The sequence below is a fragment of the Gottfriedia solisilvae genome, from assembly GCF_002128405.1.
In the GTDB taxonomy this organism is placed as follows: Bacteria; Bacillota; Bacilli; order Bacillales; family Bacillaceae_G; genus Gottfriedia; species Gottfriedia solisilvae.
Window position 1 is genome coordinate 611,308 of record NZ_NETJ01000003.1, and the last position, 20,109, is coordinate 631,416.

Annotated in this window: 18 protein-coding genes and 2 pseudogenes; 13 read left to right on the top strand and 7 right to left on the bottom strand. The window is 31.9% G+C overall.

Annotated elements, in window-relative coordinates; all coding sequences use genetic code 11:
* Positions 1-6: 6 nt before the first annotated feature.
* Entirely contained in the window at positions 7-1,224 is a 1,218-nt protein-coding gene (locus CAB05_RS12085; RefSeq protein WP_088000084.1) for an MFS transporter, read from the bottom strand.
* A 144-nt stretch (positions 1,225-1,368) separates the two neighbouring features.
* Here CAB05_RS12085 and CAB05_RS12090 point away from each other — a divergent pair, with 144 nt between their 5' ends.
* Both CAB05_RS12090 and CAB05_RS12095 read left to right on the top strand, forming a co-directional pair.
* Positions 1,369-2,043 (top strand): DNA alkylation repair protein, encoded by a 675-nt coding sequence (locus CAB05_RS12090; RefSeq protein WP_088000085.1) that lies wholly within the window; start codon positions 1,369-1,371, stop codon positions 2,041-2,043.
* A 268-nt stretch (positions 2,044-2,311) separates the two neighbouring features.
* Positions 2,312-3,526: a D-alanyl-D-alanine carboxypeptidase family protein gene (locus tag CAB05_RS12095; RefSeq protein ID WP_088000086.1), complete on the top strand. Its 1,215-nt coding sequence runs from the start codon at positions 2,312-2,314 to the stop codon at positions 3,524-3,526.
* Between the two features lie 20 nt (positions 3,527-3,546).
* Here the strand turns inward: CAB05_RS12095 and CAB05_RS12100 are convergent, their stop codons facing one another.
* Positions 3,547-4,554, bottom strand: a complete 1,008-nt coding sequence (locus CAB05_RS12100; protein ID WP_088000087.1) for an inorganic phosphate transporter — start codon at positions 4,552-4,554, stop codon at positions 3,547-3,549.
* Between the two features lie 11 nt (positions 4,555-4,565).
* Positions 4,566-5,186 (bottom strand): DUF47 domain-containing protein, encoded by a 621-nt coding sequence (locus CAB05_RS12105; protein WP_088000088.1) that lies wholly within the window; start codon positions 5,184-5,186, stop codon positions 4,566-4,568.
* A gap of 299 nt (positions 5,187-5,485) precedes the next feature.
* On the opposite strand from CAB05_RS12105, the gene CAB05_RS12110 reads away from it, so the two are divergent.
* The 5 genes from CAB05_RS12110 (at position 5,486) to CAB05_RS12130 (ending at position 10,671) form a co-directional block, all read left to right on the top strand.
* The gene (locus CAB05_RS12110) at positions 5,486-6,877 is read left to right on the top strand and encodes an aldehyde dehydrogenase (RefSeq protein WP_235821466.1); all 1,392 of its coding nucleotides are present in this window, start codon (positions 5,486-5,488) and stop codon (positions 6,875-6,877) included.
* Between the two features lie 101 nt (positions 6,878-6,978).
* On the top strand, positions 6,979-7,947 hold the full coding sequence (locus CAB05_RS12115) for an ABC transporter ATP-binding protein (RefSeq protein ID WP_088000089.1): 969 nt from the start codon (positions 6,979-6,981) through the stop codon (positions 7,945-7,947).
* A complete protein-coding gene (locus CAB05_RS12120; RefSeq protein ID WP_088000090.1) occupies positions 7,944-8,795 on the top strand; it encodes an ABC transporter permease in 852 nt (283 codons plus the stop codon). The genes CAB05_RS12115 and CAB05_RS12120 overlap by 4 nt, the downstream gene beginning before the upstream one ends.
* Entirely contained in the window at positions 8,796-9,599 is an 804-nt protein-coding gene (locus tag CAB05_RS12125; RefSeq protein ID WP_235821438.1) for an ABC transporter permease, read from the top strand.
* Between the two features lie 22 nt (positions 9,600-9,621).
* Entirely contained in the window at positions 9,622-10,671 is a 1,050-nt protein-coding gene (locus CAB05_RS12130) for an ABC transporter substrate-binding protein (RefSeq protein ID WP_088000091.1), read from the top strand.
* A gap of 32 nt (positions 10,672-10,703) precedes the next feature.
* Here CAB05_RS12130 and CAB05_RS12135 read toward each other — a convergent pair whose 3' ends face one another.
* Positions 10,704-11,132: a MarR family winged helix-turn-helix transcriptional regulator gene (locus CAB05_RS12135; RefSeq protein ID WP_088000092.1), complete on the bottom strand. Its 429-nt coding sequence runs from the start codon at positions 11,130-11,132 to the stop codon at positions 10,704-10,706.
* A gap of 212 nt (positions 11,133-11,344) precedes the next feature.
* Between CAB05_RS12135 and CAB05_RS22745 the strand changes: the two are divergent.
* Positions 11,345-11,534: pseudogene (locus CAB05_RS22745) on the top strand (YodN-related protein); the annotation flags it as partial.
* 125 nt (positions 11,535-11,659) lie between these two features.
* Positions 11,660-11,797, top strand: a pseudogene (locus CAB05_RS22800) (YodN-related protein); the annotation flags it as partial.
* Here the strand turns inward: CAB05_RS22800 and CAB05_RS12145 are convergent.
* A complete protein-coding gene (locus tag CAB05_RS12145) occupies positions 11,794-12,435 on the bottom strand; it encodes a YitT family protein (RefSeq protein ID WP_088000094.1) in 642 nt (213 codons plus the stop codon). The pseudogene CAB05_RS22800 and the gene CAB05_RS12145 overlap by 4 nt on opposite strands.
* 588 nt (positions 12,436-13,023) lie before the next feature.
* Between CAB05_RS12145 and adhE the strand changes: the two genes are divergently transcribed.
* From adhE to CAB05_RS12160, 3 genes are all read left to right on the top strand, one after another.
* Positions 13,024-15,627: a bifunctional acetaldehyde-CoA/alcohol dehydrogenase gene (gene adhE / locus CAB05_RS12150; RefSeq protein ID WP_088000095.1), complete on the top strand. Its 2,604-nt coding sequence runs from the start codon at positions 13,024-13,026 to the stop codon at positions 15,625-15,627.
* 96 nt (positions 15,628-15,723) lie between these two features.
* Entirely contained in the window at positions 15,724-16,632 is a 909-nt protein-coding gene (locus tag CAB05_RS12155) for an RluA family pseudouridine synthase (RefSeq protein WP_088000096.1), read from the top strand.
* 11 nt (positions 16,633-16,643) lie between these two features.
* A complete protein-coding gene (locus CAB05_RS12160) occupies positions 16,644-17,336 on the top strand; it encodes a copper homeostasis protein CutC (protein ID WP_088000097.1) in 693 nt (230 codons plus the stop codon).
* Between the two features lie 60 nt (positions 17,337-17,396).
* Here CAB05_RS12160 and CAB05_RS12165 read toward each other — a convergent pair whose 3' ends face one another.
* Positions 17,397-18,203: a CAP domain-containing protein gene (locus CAB05_RS12165; RefSeq protein WP_088000098.1), complete on the bottom strand. Its 807-nt coding sequence runs from the start codon at positions 18,201-18,203 to the stop codon at positions 17,397-17,399.
* Positions 18,204-18,546: 343 nt separating this feature from the next.
* Here CAB05_RS12165 and CAB05_RS12170 point away from each other — a divergent pair, with 343 nt between their 5' ends.
* Complete coding sequence (locus CAB05_RS12170) at positions 18,547-18,858, top strand: cyclic-phosphate processing receiver domain-containing protein (protein ID WP_088000099.1); 312 nt, start codon at positions 18,547-18,549, stop codon at positions 18,856-18,858.
* Positions 18,859-18,974: 116 nt separating this feature from the next.
* Here CAB05_RS12170 and CAB05_RS12175 read toward each other — a convergent pair whose 3' ends face one another.
* Positions 18,975-20,078 (bottom strand): SDR family oxidoreductase, encoded by a 1,104-nt coding sequence (locus CAB05_RS12175; RefSeq protein WP_235821439.1) that lies wholly within the window; start codon positions 20,076-20,078, stop codon positions 18,975-18,977.
* Positions 20,079-20,109: the final 31 nt, after the last annotated feature.

Sequence of the window (20,109 nt, forward strand, 5' to 3'; positions counted from 1 at the left end):
TGCATATTAATTTGATAATTTTTTCTCTCTATCATTTGGAAGCATAAAAGCAACTAAACCTAATAAAGGTAAATAACTACATAAATTCATTACAAATGTTAAGCTTGTTGCATCTGCTATAACGCCTAGTAAAACAGCTCCTAATGCGCCCATTCCAAACGCTAAGCCCACGATTAAACCACTAACTAATCCTACTTTACCAGGTACAAGTTCTTGAGCATACACTACGATGACACTGAAAGAACTTGAACTGATGATTCCGATTAAAAATAAGATTGGAATGACTGCAATTAACGAAACATGAGGCAGTAATAATGCTAATGGGAAGGTCCCAACCAATGAAAATAATATCATATTTCGTTTTCCAAATCGATCTGCTAAAGTTCCGCCGATAAATGTACCAACTACACCAGAAATCATGAAAATAAATAAATATAATTGCGTACTTTTAATTGATAAACCATAGCTATTAATTAAGTAAAATTGATAATAATTACCGATTCCCGCAGAATACCAAGAACGAGCAAAAGTAATGAAAATCAAAAGAATAATTGCAAATTTTACAGCTTTCGTAATAGATGTACCTTCAGTTTTCACTAGAGCTTTATTCTTTTGCGGAATAAAGTTTTCGTTTAGCTTATTTCGATACCACATTGATACATATATTAATACGCAAATGCCGATTCCAGCTAAAATGGTAAACCATGCTGCTCCTTTTTGACCAAGTGGTACAAATATAAGAGCTGTAAAAATAGGAGCAAGAGAATTACCTGTATTACCACCTACTTGATAGATGGCTTGAGATAGACCTCTCTTTGAACCAGAAGCTAAATAAGCAACTTTAGAACCTTCTGGATGGAAAATAGCAGAACCAAGTCCAATTAATAATACTGATAGCAATACGACGATTAAATTCGGTGCGAAAGCTAAACAAAGCATACCAAGTAAGCTTGAAGCCATACCAATCGGAAGCAAAAATGGTGAAGGTTTTCGATCAGAAAATATCCCAAAAACGGGTTGCATCACAGAGGAAGTCATATTGAGAACGAAGGCAATGAAACCAATTTCTGTGTAGGTTAGATTCATTGTCTTTTCTAAAATCGGAAAAATAGCTGGGACTACAGCTTGCATAGAATCATTTAATAAATGACCTAAACTAATAGCAAATAAAATTTGATACATAGTACTTTGACTAACAACATTTGATTTAACCGCTGGTTGCATTAAAACCCTCCTTTCGTCTGAAATAATAATAAACTAATCTTCAAAAAATTTACATAATTTTGCCTGCAAAAACTTCCATTCAATTTATTGCAGCATTATAATAGAGGGAATGAAAGCGTAGACAAACGCTATATGGAGATTAAAATGGAAAAATACACAAGAGATTTAAAAAAATATATACTTGAACACAAAAATGATTTGAATCGTCCAGCGATGGAAGCTTATATGAAACATAATTTTCTATTTTTAGGTATTAAAGCACCTGAGAGAGTACAATTAACAAAGCAATTTATTAAAATAAACGGTGATCCAACTGAGCTGAAAATAATCAGAGAGATTTGGGATTTAGAGGGCAGAGAATTTCAATATATAGCTTTAGCCTTACTCGATCGTCAATATAAAAAAGCTGAAAAAGAGCGAATACAATTTTATGAAAGTTTAGTTGTAGATAAATCATGGTGGGATACTGTTGATACCCTAGCTGGAAGGTTAATTTGTTTTCATTTTCTTACATATCCTGAGTTGATCGAAGAATATGCAGAGAAATGGATACAATCAGAAAATATGTGGCTAAATAGAGCTGCGATCCTTTTTCAAATGAAATTTAAAGATAAAACGGATCAAGAGAGACTATTTAGATACTGTCAATTAATGTCTAATTCAAATGAGTTTTTCATTCAAAAAGCAATTGGATGGGCTTTAAGGGAGTATTCATACATAAATGGGGATGCGGTTGAAAACTTTATTCAAAACACAAATCTAGCACCATTAAGTAAAAGGGAAGGTATGAAGAATATTGATAAATTAAGGAAACAATAATCTGTCGATTTTCCGGGAAATATCTTAATAAGGTAACTACATTTATTCATTCTAAAAGTAGTCGCTTTTTGGATTAGAAGATATAAATACAGAAGTTGATTACGACAGAAGGTGAGATACTTCTAAGGGAGATGCAAAATCGACTTCACTAACATGGTATTTACTTAAACAATGTTACTAAAGTCAGGTTGAGTCAAGTGTATGAAAAAGTTATAATAAATTCATTCTTGATAATGAATACAAATTAAAGGGAATATAGGGAGAAAAAATGAGATTTAGATTATTAAAAGTCATAAAGTGCTGTCTCTGTATTTTGTTACTAACTTGTTTTTTCATTCAAAAAAATACGAAAGCTGAGGAAATTAATCTTTTTAGTGATAAGGCTATTACAATCCTTGCTGATAGTGGTGAAGTAGTTTATGAAAAAAACGCTAATGTAACTGATTTTCCGGCGAGTACAACAAAAGTAATGACTGCAATCATTATGATGGATTATGTAAAGGAAAATGAAGCAATAACGATGTCAGCAAGAAGTTTACAGGAAGAGAAAAGTAATTCACAAATTCTTTTTTCTGAAGGAGAGAAACTCGATCGTAATACTGCATTAAAGACAATGATGATTTTAAGTGCAAATGATTTAGCATACGCGATTGGGGAAACAGTTGCGGGTGATATGAATTCTTTTGTTAAAATGATGAATGAGAGAGCTAAGAAAATCGGGGCTAACAATACTCATTTTACAAATCCAAACGGTTTGCATAATGATAATCATTACACTACTGCATATGATTTAGCTTTAATCGCTAAAGAAGCTTTGAAATATCCACTAATCATTAAAGCTATGGGTACGAAAGAAGCTCATATTACCACTTCCAAACAAATGAATAAGTATATATTCAATAGAGGTAATATGTTTACAAATCCTTATTTCTTAGCAGGAAAAACAGGGTATACAAATACATCTAGGAATACCTTAATCGAAATTGATCAAAAAGATGGTCAAAAAATCATAAATATATTATTACGTTCATCGAAGCCACAGTATTTAAATGATATTAAATTATTAGATGCATATGCTTTTCCGAGAATTTATAAAAAGGTCATTGTAAAAGAAGAGGATTGGAAAAAAGAAATAAAAGTTAAAGACGATGTCATTCAAACAAAAATTAGCGAAGATTTATCGTTTTTAACCGCAAAAAATCCAAATACGAAATACGAAGTTAATGTAAAAGAAGAAAATGCGTTACCCACTTTTTATAAAAAGAATGGTCTTCATAAAAATCAAAAAATTGGAAAAGTTGAAGTTTTATCAGATGGAGAAATAGTAACAACAGCAGATTTGTTAACAGCCAAATCATACGATCGTCCAACAGTGTTCACCTTAAATACATTAGTAATTGCGGGGATTATAATCGTCTTTTTTACAATCGTATTGTTTACAAGACCAAGAAGAAAAAGAGTATATATAAAAAGTCGAACGTAATGAAACGTTCGACTTTTTTATTAAAAGAATATGTTAAGAATTTGATAAAAAATGGCTGCAACAGTTGCTGAAATTGGAATCGTAATAACCCAAGTGATTACCATTCGTTTTGCTGTGCCCCAGTTAACATCTTTTACACGTTGAGCTGACCCAACACCCATAATAGATGAAGAAATAACGTGTGTCGTACTTACTGGTAAATGTAATGCAGTAAATGTGAAAATAATTGCTGCAGAAGATAAATCAGCTGCAGCCCCATTGATTGGGCGAATCTTCATAATTTTACCGCCAACAGTTTTAATGATTTTCCAACCACCTATTGAAGTACCTAAAGCCATTGCAGTAGCACAGGCGATACGTACCCAAAGTGGAACATCTGAACCTGGTGCAACTTCATTCGATGCAATCAGGGCAATCATGATAATTCCCATTGCTTTTTGTGCATCATTCGTTCCATGAGTGAACGATTGTAATGCAGCAGTGAAAATTTGAACAATCCTAAAACCTTTATTCGTTTTTGAAAGGTTTGCACGTTTGAAGATCATAGCTAAAATTGTCATGACAATAAAACCAACAGTTATTGCAATAACCGGTGAAATTAATAAAGCTTGAATAATTTTTATGAAACCTTCAGCTTCTAATGCGTGAAAACCTTTTGCTGAAATAGCAGCACCTGCTACTGCACCAATAATTGCGTGAGAAGAACTACTTGGAATTCCATAATACCATGTTAATAAATTCCAAAATATTCCACCTAATAATGCTGCAATCACGACTACTAGTCCATTTGTACCTTCGATTGTAACTGGATCTACTATTCCTGTTGTAATCGTTTTAGCAACACCTGTAAAAATAATTGCACCAAGGAAGTTCATACCAGCTGCTAACAGAATAGCTGTCCTAGGCTTAAGTGCTTTTGTTGATACTGATGTAGCAATCGCATTTGCTGTGTCGTGGAAACCATTGATAAAATCAAAGGCTAATGCAAAGATAACAACTAGTACCGTAAGTAAAAATAAGTGTTCCATATTATTTCTCCTTACGCATTACGCATGATAATTTGTTCAAGAGTATTGGCTACATCTTGTGCACTATCAGCAATAGATTCTAACATTTCGTAAATTTCTTTATATTGGATAATTTTAATTGGATCTTTTTCATTCATAAATAATTGCTTAATTGAAGTACGTAATAACTCATCACATTGTGATTCGTAATCTTTAATTTTAATGGCATGTACACGGATTTCTAATAATTTTTTATTAGAAAGTAATTTTACAGATTCTAAAATTTCTTCAACAGCTTTATGTAAAATGTTTACGAATTTTACCATGTACTCGTCTGCACCTGTAATTGAATACATTTCAAAGCGAGCAGAACAATGCTCAAAGCCATCTAAAACATCATCCATCATCATTGCTAATTGAAGAATATCTTCACGCTCAATTGGAGTAATGAAAGTTTTGTTTAATTCAACAATTAGTGAATGAATGAATTTATCACCTTTCGTCTCATATTCTTTCATTTCTTGTGAAAATTTCTTTAAGTCGCTTGCATTCTTAATTTTAAAGTCAACGTAATATTTTGAAGATATGTGCAAGTTATCAGCAATACCTAAAAGCTTCTCAAAGAATACATCCTTTTTTTGTCCAAAAAACATTATGATTCCTCCAAATAAAACATATAGTTTATTAATTACCTTCACAATACTCAGTAATAGTATGTCTAAATTAGCAATGAAAAATGTCGAATAAAGTAAAGGCTACGTTAATAATAATAATTGGTTTTAAAAATTAATCAATTAAAAAGATATATTATATTTACAAATTTACAATATCTTTACAATTCCTTAACATAATTAATAATTAAGCTTTACTCTATTATTGACTTTATTTAAGTGATTCATTAGCATAAAATTAATTAAAAATGTACGTTTAGACTAAGGGGAGTGACGATTTGATTGAATCGGTAGTGGATGTAGAGGGGAACGTAAATCAAATAGTAAAGAAACAAAGAGTTTACTTTCATGCAGGATCTACAAAAAGTAGGGAATTTCGAATTTCGCAGCTAAAGAAACTTTACAATTCAATTGTAAAGAATGAAGAAAAAATAAAAAATGCACTACATTTAGATTTAAATAAATCCGAATTTGAAGCTTATTCTACTGAAATTGGTTTTACTTTAAAAGAAATATCTGAGGCGATTAAAAATCTTGAAAATTGGATGAAACCAATTAGAGTAAAAACTCCAATTACCCATGTAGGCACAAAAGGTAGGATTTATCGAGAACCATATGGTGTTACATTAATTATTTCCCCTTGGAACTACCCTTTTCAATTAACAATGACGCCATTAGTAGGTGCAATTATTGGTGGGAATACAGCCATCATTAAACCTTCAGAACTAACACCAAACACATCAAACATCATAGACCAAATGATACGTGAACTTTTTAATGAAGAATATGTCGCCGTTGTTCAAGGTGGTGTAGAAACGAGTACAGAATTACTTAAACAGAAATTTGATTTCATCTTCTTTACTGGTAGTGTACAGGTTGGGAAAATAGTGATGGAGGCTGCTTCAAAGCATTTAACTCCTTTAGTTCTTGAATTAGGTGGAAAAAGTCCTACGATTGTTCACCATGATGCGAATCTTAGTGTTACTGCTAAAAGAATTATTTGGGGTAAATTTACAAACGCAGGTCAGACATGTATAGCACCAGATTATATTTATGTACATGAAAAGGTAAAGAACCAACTAATACAAGCGATGAAACAAGAAATTGTTCAATTTTATGGAAATCAACCTCTTGAAAATGAAGAATATACAAAAATTGTAAGCGAAAGGCATTTTAATCGGTTAGTAAACTTTTTAAAAGATGGAAAAGTAGAACATGGTGGTCAATCAGATTCAACTTCACATAAAATTGAACCGACGATTCTTTCAGATATTTCATGGGAAGCATCAATAATGGACGAAGAAATATTTGGACCAATCCTACCGATATTAACCTATCACAACTTGGATGATGTCATAACGGAAATTAATCAACATCCTAAGCCTTTAGCGCTTTATGTATTTACAGAGAATAAATCAATATCAAATCAAATCATCGAACGAGTTCCTTTTGGCGGTGGATGTGTCAATGATACTTTATATCATATGGCTACTCCGTATTTACCGTTTGGTGGTGTTGGAGAAAGCGGTAGTGGGAGCTATCACGGTGAGTACAGTTTTAAAGCTTTTACACATGAAAAAAGTGTTCTAGTACAAACCACGAAAATTGACCTAAAGATTCGATATCATACTACAAAAAACGCTTTACGGTTTATTCGTAAATTGTTAAAATAAAAACTAAATACAACTTCGTTTTTTAGCTCCTTGCAATAAGGGGCTTTTTATGTGTCGAAAAAATTTACTTATTAAAACGACTTGTTAGATTGGACGGGAAAATGAATAATATAATCGAAATTGATGAAGTAGTTAAAGAATTTAATGATAATAAAGTCATATTACCTCTATCGTTATCTATTTATTCGGGTGAATTTTTAACGATTTTAGGACCAAGTGGTTGTGGGAAAACAACGCTTCTACGGATGATAGCTGGTTTTGAAGAACCGTCTTCAGGTGTTATTAAACTTAATGGGGGAGTCGTTAATAATTTACCTCCATATAAAAGAGACATGAATTTAGTATTTCAGCACTATGCGCTGTTTCCGCACATGAATGTTGAAAAAAATATTCAATTTGGTTTGAAAATGAAGGGGATTTCATTAGCAGAACAAAAAACTCGAGCTGAAGAAGCGATGAAATTAACACAATTAACCGAGTTTAGAAATCGTAAACCGCATCAACTTTCAGGCGGCCAACAGCAAAGAGTTGCGATTGCCCGTGCCATCGTAAACAATCCAAAAGTGTTGTTACTCGATGAGCCACTTGGAGCTTTAGATTTTAAATTAAGAAAAGATTTACAAAGAGAGCTTAAAAATCTTCAAAGAGAGTTAGGGATTACATTTATTTATGTAACTCATGATCAAGAAGAAGCTATGAGTATGAGTGATCGAATTGTTGTCATGAATAACGGGAAAATTGAGCAAATTGGTACGCCAAAAGAAATTTATCAAAACCCGGCAAGTAAATTTGTAGCATCCTTTATTGGTGAAAATAACTACTTTCATAAAGATGATCAGTTAATTGCTGTTAGACCAGAAAATATTAAAATCTCACAGTCACCTGTTGGAAAACATAAAGGAATCATCAAAGATATTGAGTTTGTTGGTACACTTAACAAAATTTATATTGAAATAAAAGGTGAAGAGAATACGGTGATCGTTTATCAAATGCCAGATCAGTCGAATCTATCTCGAAATGAAGAAGTTTACATTCATTGGAAATTGGAAGATGAGGTGATCATGTATTGAAGTTTGGAAAATACATCATTACACCTTCAATCATTTGGCTAATTGTCTTTTTTCTAATTCCATTATTGTTCATTTTTAAATTTGCATTTATGAAAAATGGAATGTATGGACAAATTGAAAACGTCATTACATTTGAAAATATAACAAAAGTTTTTGACCCATTGTATTTAAAAGTTTTATGGACAACTTTTTGGATTGCAGTCGTAACGACAATCATCACTTTATTGATCGCGTACCCTTATGCATATACAGCTACAGTTGTCAGTGAAAAATGGCAAAGGATGTTATTACTACTAATAACCATTCCTTTTTGGATTAATTTTTTAGTACGATCTTATGCACTTATTGTGATTTTTCGTTCTAAAGGTATTATTAATACACTACTATTAAAACTAGGGATTATTAATGAACCTTTACAATTACTTTATAATATGCCATCAGTCATAATGGGAATGGTCTATACATTATTACCATTTATGGTTTTACCAATATTTGTGGCAATCGAACAGCTAGACCATCGCAAGTTAGACGCAGCAAATGATCTAGGAGCGACGCCATTTCAAACATTTTTCCATGTAACCTTGCCATTAACGATGAAAGGTATTTTTGCAGGAAGTATATTAGTATTTGTCGCTTCATTTGGAATGTTTGTCGTATCTGATGTAATGGGTGGATCAAAGGTTGCTTTAATCGGAAATGTCATCCAAAATCAGTTTTTAGGAGCAAGAAACTGGCCTTTTGGATCAGCGCTTTCAATTTTCTTAGTGATTTCTTCTATTGGATTAATTGGCCTTTACTATTTAGCAACTAAAAATATAGGTGCTGAAAAAAGTGGAGGTGAGAAATAGGTGAAAAAGAAATTACTAATAGGATTTTCTACAATTGTTTTAACTTGCTTATATTTACCTATTTTGGTCTTAATTCTTTTTTCATTTAATAAATCAAGAATAAATGCCGAGTGGTCTGGTTTTACTTTCCAATGGTATATAAATTTATTTGATAACCCTCAAATTGTTGATGCGTTTATCAATAGTTTACTTATAGCGATTATTACAACGATTTTATCGACAGTACTAGGTACGATTTGTGCGTTAGCATTACATAGATATAAGTACAAATTTTCAAAGTTGATTAGTGGTCTAATTTATTTACCAATTGTTGTACCTGATATTTTAATGGGAATTGCTTTATTAATTTTGTTTACTAATTTTCATTTTGAATTAGGAAGTATGACAATCATTATTGCACATGTAACTTTTTGTATATCCTATGTTGTGATACTGCTAACGGCTAGACTATCAGGTATGTCAAAGGATTTAGAAGATGCTGCAAGTGACTTAGGAGCGACCCCGTGGCAGACATTTAGATTTATTACATTACCAGCGATTATGCCCGGCATTATTGCGTCAGCATTACTAAGCTTTACATTAAGTATTGATGATTTTGTGATTAGCTTTTTTGTATCTGGTCCAAGTTCAACTACATTACCGATTTATATTTATGGAATGGTTAAAAAAGGTGTCACACCTGAAATTAATGCGATTTCAACTATACTAATCGTAACAATCATAGGGCTAATGGTTCTATCTGAGGTATATCGTACTAAAGGGATGAACACAGAGAATACAAAGAAAAAATCTTATATAGTTTAAAATGAATAAGGAGATTATCTAAGTGAATAAATTTAAAAAAGCGGCTAGTTTACTTTTTTCCTTTGGATTAACAGGTTTATTATTGTCAGCTTGTTCAGTTGGCAAAGAAGAACTGAATATTTACAGTTGGGCAGATAATTTTGATCAAGAAGTATTAGAGTCATTTGAAAAAAAATATGATGTCAAAATTAATTATCAACAATTTGCGAGTAATGAAGAATTGTATGCAAAATTAAAGGCGGGTGGGTCTAATTATGATGTGATTCAGCCTTCAGATTATATGGTAAAATTAATGATTCAACAAGATATGTTGGAAAAATTAGATAAGGATAAAATGCCAAATCTAAGTAATATTGCTCCAGAATTTACAAACCAAGAATTTGATCCAAAAGGTGACTATTCAGTTGTTTATACTGGTGGATTAACAGGAATTGCGTATAATCCTAAATATGTAAAAGAGGAAATTGATAGTTGGGAAGATCTATGGGACCCGAAGTACAAGGGACATGTTACTTTATTAAATGATAACCGCGAAGTATTTGGAATGGGTTTAATTAAAAATGGATATTCCAATAGTTCATTAAATGAAGATGAATTATTAACTGCTTTTAATGATTTAAAAACAGTAACACCAAACCTTTTAGCATTTGATACAGATACAGTAAAACAAAAGTTTATCACGGAAGATGCTTGGATTGGTCAAGTATGGTCTGGGGATGCAGCATATATTCAAAAAGAGCTTTCAAACATTAAATGGGTTGTACCAAAAGAAGGGTCATCAAGATGGGCTGATACATTTGCGATTCCAAAAGGTTCAAAGCAAAAAAAATTAGCAGAGAAATTTATTAATTATATGTATGATCCTAAAGTTAGTGCGAAAAATTATGAGTCAATCGGATACTCTGATCCAAATATGAAAGCTGAACAATATCATTCTGAAGAATACAAAAAGAATCCTTTCATAAATGTAACGGCAGAAGAAACGAATCGTACAAATTGGATTAAAGATGTAGGAGATCAGACTGAACTTTATGATAAATATTGGACGGAATTAAAAACTGGTCAAAATTAATAAGAAGGCTATCTCTTAGAGATAGCCTTTCTTTAATTAGAAAAAATTTTGTTCAATAAAAAGCGGAATTGCTCTCTTTCAGATTGATCTAGCTTTTCAATTAGAGAAACCCATAAAACTTGTCTTGTAGCAGAAAGCTCCTCAACCATTTGGATTCCCTTGTCTGTTAATTCAAGCCAAGTTACTCTTCGATCTCTAAAATCTCTTTTTCTTTTTACTAACTCATTGCTAACCATTTTATTTATTGCTGTTGTAATCGCTCCAGATGATAAGCCAATTTGCTTACCAAGTTCCGTTGCTGTCATTTTTTTATTTTTGTATAAAAGATGTAACAATAAATATTTTGGTGAAGTTAATGAATTGGTAGATTCTTCTTCACTGGCTTTTTGCCAAGTTTTTCGAACTTGTATTAAAAGCTTCGTTAAGTCATCAACTAAAAGCTTGTCATGTTCATTTAACATATTGTACTCCAATTCCTGTATCTTCTTTTCACTTACTCATGAATAAACTTTTGTCATAAAGTTTTACGATTAGGTTACCAATTTATAGGTGATTTTGCAAGAAGCTAGTATGGTTAAAACGATTTTATAAAATTTGTCAAGTTTTGGTTGTATATTAACTATGGTAATTTGTAAATAGTATGATAAAAGACATTTGGTAGGGGTGAAGTACAGTGTTTAAGTATTTTAAGTTTAAAATAAATGATACTGTTCAATTTGCGAAGAACGATGGTCATTTCTACCGAGTAATCGGATATCGAATAGAAAAGAGTATTTATTTAAATGATGAATACAATAGCATTATATATGAACTTTTACGAGAGTTTGATGGCCTTCAGGTTGATGCTGAAGAAGATGAATTAATAAGCGTTTCAAATTTTGATGAATTTTACGGATCAATGTTTGAGAAATTAGGGACTTTTACAATTAAATTTGCGAAGAAGCAAGAAGAAATCAGTAAAGAAAAAGAAGTATTGGCTAATTCGGTCGATGAACTATTGGATAAATATAATGATTATCGTAGACTCGCAATGCTTTTTAAGGATTGTTTGTACGATTTAGCTGCTGAAAATGTACTAAATGAATTAGCGGATTATGCTGATACAAAAAAAGATTACACGCACTAAGCGTGTAATCTTTTTCCATTTGTAGTTTTAATGGATACGGACTTTGTAAAATATTTACTTTCGTATACGAGTTCCGTTACTTTTGCACAAATACCGACTGATAAAATTGTATAACCTACTTCATTCCAAGATAGGTAACTTAATGAAAAAAGAAGGATACAAGCATCAAAAATAAAGTATACTTTCCCAATAGAAATATTTGATTTCTTACTCATTAAAATCGTTAATAAATCATCTCCACCAGTCGCTCCACCGAACTTAAGGATTAAGCCAAGACCAAAACCAGCAAAAACTCCTCCTAAAATTGCGGGAATAAAAAGATGATTTTCGAATTGTAAGGTGACCGTAGATGTTTTTTCAATGATTGAATAAAAAATTGAAAAAGAAACTGCACCAATAAAGGTATTAATCAGTAATCTTTTACCGAGAAAAAATCCAGCCATTAATATAATGGGAATATCTAAAATTAATGTTGTTATTGATGGTGAAATATTAAAAGAATTTTTAACTAATAGCGCAATTCCTAGAAAACCACCTTCAGATAAATTGTTTTGAAAATGAAAATGGTATAAAGAAGTTGCTAAAATAAATGAACCGATCAAAATCATTAAGGTCTCACCCAAACGATTGTTTATCATTGTTATTTCCTCTTTTCGTAGTTAGTAGTTTAAAAAGTTCATTACTTAAACTAACTACGTACAAATAGCTTCTCGTAGTTAGTTTAAAAACTCCCTAACTACTACGCTATATGTCATTGAAGAAATAACATAATCGCCTGTCAACCATAGTTTCGCCTACCTTCAGTTTTATTTTAGAGTTCTATTCGTTCTCTAAATAAAAACTGCTAAGTGTAGGATAGATCTTTACGTTGCCAAATGCTCCTTCGAGCAATCATGGTTACACGTCCTTTTTTCCAGTTTTGTTAGAAAAAATCTAACAGATAAAACAAGTTCAAATGAACTTATTCTTAATCTTATCATATGTTGAAAAGTTTGAAAAAAGAAAAGATTTAACAAAAACTTAAAATTATAAAAAATAATGTAAAATTTATACGTGAAATTATTCACAAAATATACATAGCTTTTTCTTAAAATGGGCGTTATATTGTAGGTGTGGAGGTTGAACTAATACATATATGTGAAATTCTTCACATAATTTAAATTGATAGTGGGACGTAATTTGTTTTATATGGACAAAAACAGTCCACATTTGAAGGAGGACTACTGATGACCGTTCAAGAGAAAGAAAGAAATGACTTGGTTAACGCTTCAACTATTGTAAATGAATTAGTTATAAAAGGACAAATAGTATTAAAAGAATTTGAAAACTATGAGCAAGATGAGATTAATAAAATTGTTCATTCAATGGTACTCGCAGGATTAGACCAGCACATGAGATTAGCCAAAATGGCGCTAGATGAAACTGGAAGAGGGGTATATGAAGATAAAATTATTAAAAACTTATTTGCAACCGAATATATATGGAATTCAATTAAAAATAATAAAACGGTAGGCATTATTAATGAAGATAAACAAACAGGGATTATAGAAATAGCTGAACCAGTAGGGGTAATTGCTGGTGTAACTCCTACAACGAATCCAACCTCTACAACACTGTTTAAAGCCATTATTGCGATAAAAACTAGAAATCCAATTATTTTTGCTTTTCACCCTTCAGCTCAAAAATGTAGTCGTGAAGCAGCTAGAATAGTTCATGAAGCAGCAGTAAAAGCAGGTGCACCTAAAAATTGTATTCAATGGATTGAAGAGCCATCAATAGAAGCTACTAAAAGCTTGATGAATCATAAAGGGGTAGCACTTGTTTTAGCGACAGGTGGAGCTGGTATGGTAAAGTCAGCATACAGTACCGGGAAGCCGGCTTTAGGAGTTGGCCCTGGTAACGTACCTTGTTATATCGAAAAATCAGCAAATAAAAAGTGCGCAGTGAATGATTTAATCCTTTCAAAAACGTTCGATAATGGTATGATTTGTGCTTCTGAGCAGGCAGTCATCATAGATGAGGACATTTATGATGAAGTAAAAAATGAACTGAAGGAAAACAATTGCTATTATGTATCAAAAGAAGAGAAGAAAAAATTAGAAAGTCTTGTAATTAACGAACAAACATGTGCTGTTAATAGTGATATTGTAGGCAAATCTGCTTTTGAAATTGCAAAACTTGCAGGAATAGATGTTCCAGTGGATACAAAAATCTTGATAGCTGAATGTTTTTCCGTTGGTGAAAAAGAACCACTAACAAGGGAAAAGTTAAGTCCTGTATTAGCTGCTATTAAAGTGAAAGGATATGAAGAAGGATTTAAACGTTGTGAAGAAATGTTAGAGTTAGGTGGGTTAGGACACTCAGCTGTTATTCATAGCGAAAATGAAGAAATTCAAAGAAATTTTGGACTAAAAATGAAAGCTTGTAGAATTATTATTAATTCACCATCGTCACATGGGGGGATTGGAGATTTGTATAATGCATTTATTCCTTCACTTACGCTAGGGTGTGGTTCTCACGGTAAGAACTCAGTTTCATCAAATGTATCAACAGTACATTTATTAAATATTAAAAAGTTAGGCAGACGAAATACAAATATGCAATGGTTTAAACTGCCCCCTAAAATTTACTTTGAAAAGTATTCAACAGGGTATTTAGAAAAAATGCCTAATATTTCAAAAGCCTTTATTGTGACAGATGAAGCGATGGTCAAATTAGGTTATGTCGACATTATTAAATATTATTTAGAAAAGCGGGAAAATAATGTTCAGATTGAAATATTTTCTGATGTCGAGCCAGATCCTTCAAATCATACTGTTTTTAAAGGTGCAGAAAGAATGCAATTATTTCAACCAGATACAATAATCGCCTTCGGTGGTGGTTCTGCAATGGATGCTGCAAAAGGTATGTGGATGTTTTATGAATATCCGTCGACTTCATTTGATGGCCCAAAACAAAAGTTTCTAGATATTCGTAAACGTTCATTTCAATATCCTAAATTAGGTCGTAAGGCGAGCTTTGTCGCAATTCCAACGACTTCTGGAACAGGTTCAGAAGTCACTCCATTCGCAGTCATAACAGATAAGGAAAAGAATATAAAGTATCCATTAGCAGACTATGAATTAACGCCAGATGTAGCAATCATCGATCCTCAATTTGTATCAACTGTTCCAAAAAGCATTACTGCAGATACGGGAATGGATGTTTTAACGCATGCGATTGAAGCATATGTAAGTGTATTAGCAAATGATTATACAGATGGCTTAGCCCTTCAGGCGATTAGATTAGTATTTAACTATTTACCACGAGCATACCATGATGGATCAGATTTTGAAGCGAGAGAGAAGATGCATAATGCTTCTGCTATTGCGGGAATGGCGTTTGCAAATGCATTCTTAGGAATCAATCATAGTTTAGCACATAAAATTGGAGCAGAATTCCATATTCCACATGGGCGAGCAAATGCTATTTTAATGCCACATGTCATTCGTTATAACGCAAAAAAACCTACTAAATTTACAGCATTTCCAAAATATAAGTATTTTGTAGCTGACAAACGATATGCTGAAATCGCCAGAACCTTAGGCCTACCTTCTTCTACAACTGAAGAAGGAGTTGAAAGCTTGATTGAAGCTGTTTGCAGTTTGGCAAAAGAACTAAACATTAATATGAGTATACAGGCTCAAGGTGTGAGTGAAAATGAATTCACAGAAAAAGTATCATATTTAGCTGACCGCGCTTTTGAAGATCAATGTACAACAGCTAATCCAAAACTTCCGTTAGTAAAAGAGCTTGAAGAAGTGTATTTGAACGCTTTTATAGGCATTTAACTAAGGGAAAAATGGAGCTTACAAATTATGTAGGCTCCTTTTTTGTGGACTATACATTTGATATAATGTCTATATCGAAAGTATGGTGAGTAAAAAATGAATGGAAATAAATATGATTCATGGTGTGAAACGATCATAACCGAAAAAAATAATAATCAAACAATCGAACACTATTTAAGAAACTTCTGGCATTTTCCTAAGAAATTATTACATGAATTACGAATGGAGAAAGGCGTAAAACTAAATGGTGAACTAAAGGCTTGGAATACCTCGCTTTCTACGAATGATCGATTAGAAATCAATATCTTTAAAGAAGAAGATTACGGGGTAATACCTCAAAATCAATCGATAGAAATCTGCTATGAAGATGATCATTTATTAATAGTGAATAAACCTTTTGGTGTGGATACACATCCAAATGAGGCTGGACAATTACATACATTAGCAAATGGTGTGGCATATCATTTTGAACAATCTGGTTTAAAAACAAAGGTTCGACATATCCATCGTCTTGATAAAGATACAACTGGTGGAATCGTATTTGCAAAGCATGCATTAAGTAGTGCAGTTCTGGATGGGCTATTAAGCCAACGAAAAATAAAACGGACTTATACAGCAATTGTAAGTGGGAATGTAAAATTAAAAGAAGGTACAATTAATGAACCAATTGGACGAGATCGTCATCATCCTACAAGGAGAAGGGTTTCATTAAAGGGAGATAAAGCAATTACTCATTTTAAAAAAATCAACTATAATTCAAAGCAAAATATAACAATTTTACAGTGTCAGCTAGATACTGGTAGAACACATCAAATTCGTGTTCACTTAAGTCACTTAGGACATCCAATTATAGGAGATACATTGTATGGGAGTAAATCTAGATTGTTACAACGTCAAGCATTACATGCAAGTAATGTTCAATTAATTCATCCATTTACAAATGAACCTCTCTCAATTGATATTCCTTTTCCAGCAGACATAAGACAGATACTAAATGAGAAGTGAGATGAGTGAAGATGATTCTAGAAGTAATTGCAACAAACGTAAAAGATGCTATTGATGCACAGAAATTTGGTGCAAACCGAATTGAACTAGTTAGTGGTATTGCAGAAGGGGGATTAACTCCTAGTTATAGCACGATAAAGAATGTTATAAATAATGTTACAATTCCAGTTCATGTAATGATTCGACCACATAGTCGCTCTTTCACATATGATCAATACGACGAAGAAGTAATTTTAAGTGATATTGATATATGTAATGAACTTGGTGCTAATGGTATTGTATTTGGTGCATTAACAAAAGAAAAATCAATTGATGAAAATCTATTAAGAAAAGTATGTAATCATACAAATGGAATGAATTTTACATTTCATAGAGCAATTGATGAAGCAAATGATATAATCGCAGCCTTACATATATTGAATCAATACCCGGAAATTACACATATTCTTACATCAGGCGGAATGAATAGTGCAATTGATGGTGAAGAAGTTATTAAGCAAATGAATGATTTAACAAAACAATCAAATATTAAGATAGTAGCAGGAAGCGGGTTATCCATTTATAATGTTGCCAAGTTTATTCAACAAACGAATGTAAACGAGGTGCATTTTGGTTCTGGCGTTAGAAAGAATCAATCATCTATTGAAAAAATCGATTCTTATATGATGGAAAAACTAATTGAGCAATTGAAAGATCATAATTAGATAAAATAAAAAAGTAGTCCACTTGGAAGTGGACTACTTTTTATTTAAATGTTTATAATATTATTTACCGATGAATTGTTGAGTCCAAGTGTTTGCTCTTGAGTCATAACCAACACCAATTTGAGTTAAGTTAGGATTTAAGATGTTTGCACGGTGACCAGCACTGTTCATCCATGCAGTTACAACCTCTTGAGGAGTCTTTTGACCTTTAGCAATGTTTTCTGCTGCATAGCTATAAGAGATCCCGAATTTTTTCATCATATCAAATGGTGAACCGTAAGTTGGACTGTTGTGGTCAAAGTAGTTTTTATCAGTCATATCTTGTGATTTAATACGAGCTACTTTTGATAATTCAACATTTAAAGTAAATGGTTTTAAACCATTTTTAGTACGTTCAACATTTGTTAATTCAAATACTTTATTTTCATAAGCATTTAAAGCAGTTGAAGTTGATGGTTTTTCTGCTTCTGGTGTTGCTGGCTTTTCAGCAGGTGTTGATGGTTTAGCCGGTGTAGATGGTTTTTCAGCAACTGGTGGTGTAGTTGGTTTAGCCGGTGTAGATGGCACAGTTGGTTTTGTAGTAGAGTTATTTGAACCATTAGCTGGTTTTGATTGTGCTTCTACTTGCTGTTTAATTGCTTCCTGTAACTTAGCCATATCGATACCAAATTTTGATAAATCAATTTTACCGTTAGTAGTATTTAAGCTTGGTAGATTGAAGTAACTAAATAATATATTATTTAAATCAATATTTTGAGTGTATGGTTTTGTTTCCTTAGTTGTAATTGTATCCGCGTTTACTGCAGTTACAGGAGCACCCACTAGTAGAGTAGCAGCCAATGTTGATAATGTAATAACTTTTTTCATGTCTTATTCCTCCATTTGTTTGGTTATTGTCTCGCTGTACAAGTAATACTTTAGCATGAAAACGTATGACATAATTATGGGAAAAAATGGAGAACGAAATATGAGGGTTTTTTTGGAAAGGTAGAAAAAAGGACTTTTTGGCTAAATGCCTAATATATTAACTATCTTAGTAGATTCATAAAGTTGATCAATCAAAATAAATGCATAAAATTTCCACAAAAAAAGTGAGAAATTGCGAAAACACGAGATTTCCACATTACAATAGTGGAAGCAATATCCAATTTTGTTTTAGTTCAGTTACGATTGTAATCATTCTGTAAAATATGTATTGAGGGTGAATCAATTGAAATTGTTTGTTGATGATACAAGACCAGTTCCATACGGATTTTTACTAGCTAATTCAGCTGATGAAGCAATATCATTATGTGAACAACATCATTTTGATCTAATATCGCTAGATTTTAATTTAGGATTTAGAAAAAAGACGGGTTTAGATTTTATAAAAGAGTTTATTAATAGAGGATTATATGTTGCACATATCAATATTCATAGCGATGATCAAATCGATGTTCGTTATATTATAGAAGAAATCAATTTAGCTATTATAGAAGGAAAATTAAATAAAGAGATGATGATCACGAGGATTAGTTACTAAAAGGACACTTTCATTTAAAGTGTCCTTTTATATAGAAGAAACTATTTTAGTGATGGGTATTTTGGTGTAACAATCTGCGAATCTATTAACTTTCGTATTAGCCTATAAAACATTGTTTATGTAATAACAACATGCTTTTCAATCATGTGTTCATGATCCTGATAATATTTAGTTAAAGTAGGTAAGATTTTTATAAAGTCAGGACATGTAATATTTGATCCTTTTAAATCATTTAATGTATTTGTGCAATCATACTCTGAATAACAATTAAAATAAGAAAGAACTTCTTTTTCTACTTTGAGCATTTTTCTGATCTTTGAAAAGGAGAGAATCGGTCTAACAATTTTGAGTGGAATTGTACCAAAAGTTGATTTATCTAAATAAATAGAGAGCATTTCTTTATAAATGTCTTGAACAGGATATGGTGTTGGATCAGTAATTTGATATGTTTTATTCATTCCTACTTCTTGTTGACTTAAATAGTACACAGCATCAATTAAATAATTAATCGGTATGAAGTTGCCAGTAGCGTTATCTTTACCTAATTGCGGGATAAAGGGTAAGAATCGAAGCTTAGAAAAGAAATTCAAAATAAAATATGGCCCATCAAATTTAGAAGTTTCACCAGTTTCGGAATGTCCAACGACAATTCCAGGTCTTATAATCGTAATAGGAAGTCTGCTTTTTAATTTCTCCACTTCAATTTCTGCATAATATTTTGTTTCCTCATAGAAGTTTTTAAAGGATTGGCCCATTATTAATTCTGATTCAAGGATTTTTCCTTCTCGTTTTCCAGATACATAACTCGTACTAAAATATGTATAGCGACAAAGTTTTTTTAAAGAAAGTGCAAAATCATTTACATTTATTGTTCCATTTACATTCACTTCATATGCAATTTGTTTAGGAACAGCCAAATCATATATAGCAGCTAAATGAAATAAATCCGTCACTTCATTATGTAATTGAATTAGCTTAGTTGAATCGATTCCTAAATGTGGCTTAGTTATATCCCCCTCAATTAGTTCAATCTTTGAGAGATGTAATGATGGAAATTTTTTATGTAAATCATGTAATGTATTTTGACAATTTTCTAACATACTTGGGAGAATTAAAAGGTAAATTTTGTGAAGAGAAGAGTCTGAAGTTATTATTTTTTGAACCAAGTTTTGAGTAATAAATCCCGGGAAACCAGTAATAAAATAGGTTTTTGTGATCATAAATACCTCCTAGTAAATTGGTAACATAATA

Bases quoted from the DNA above. Each gene is read 5' to 3' on its own strand.
- CAB05_RS12160 (WP_088000097.1), top strand. From the start codon at position 16,644: ATGATTCTAGAAGTAATTGCAACAAACGTAAAAGATGCTATTGATGCA.
- CAB05_RS12090 (WP_088000085.1), top strand. From the start codon at position 1,369: ATGGAAAAATACACAAGAGATTTAAAAAAATATATACTTGAACACAAA.
- CAB05_RS12115 (WP_088000089.1), top strand. From the start codon at position 6,979: ATGAATAATATAATCGAAATTGATGAAGTAGTTAAAGAATTTAATGAT.
- adhE (WP_088000095.1), top strand. From the start codon at position 13,024: ATGACCGTTCAAGAGAAAGAAAGAAATGACTTGGTTAACGCTTCAACT.
- CAB05_RS12145 (WP_088000094.1), bottom strand. From the start codon at position 12,435: ATGATAAACAATCGTTTGGGTGAGACCTTAATGATTTTGATCGGTTCA.
- CAB05_RS12135 (WP_088000092.1), bottom strand. From the start codon at position 11,132: ATGTTAAATGAACATGACAAGCTTTTAGTTGATGACTTAACGAAGCTT.
- CAB05_RS12175 (WP_235821439.1), bottom strand. From the start codon at position 20,078: ATGATCACAAAAACCTATTTTATTACTGGTTTCCCGGGATTTATTACT.
- CAB05_RS12100 (WP_088000087.1), bottom strand. From the start codon at position 4,554: ATGGAACACTTATTTTTACTTACGGTACTAGTTGTTATCTTTGCATTA.
- CAB05_RS12155 (WP_088000096.1), top strand. From the start codon at position 15,724: ATGAATGGAAATAAATATGATTCATGGTGTGAAACGATCATAACCGAA.
- CAB05_RS12105 (WP_088000088.1), bottom strand. From the start codon at position 5,186: ATGTTTTTTGGACAAAAAAAGGATGTATTCTTTGAGAAGCTTTTAGGT.
- CAB05_RS12165 (WP_088000098.1), bottom strand. From the start codon at position 18,203: ATGAAAAAAGTTATTACATTATCAACATTGGCTGCTACTCTACTAGTG.
- CAB05_RS12085 (WP_088000084.1), bottom strand. From the start codon at position 1,224: ATGCAACCAGCGGTTAAATCAAATGTTGTTAGTCAAAGTACTATGTAT.
- CAB05_RS12095 (WP_088000086.1), top strand. From the start codon at position 2,312: ATGAGATTTAGATTATTAAAAGTCATAAAGTGCTGTCTCTGTATTTTG.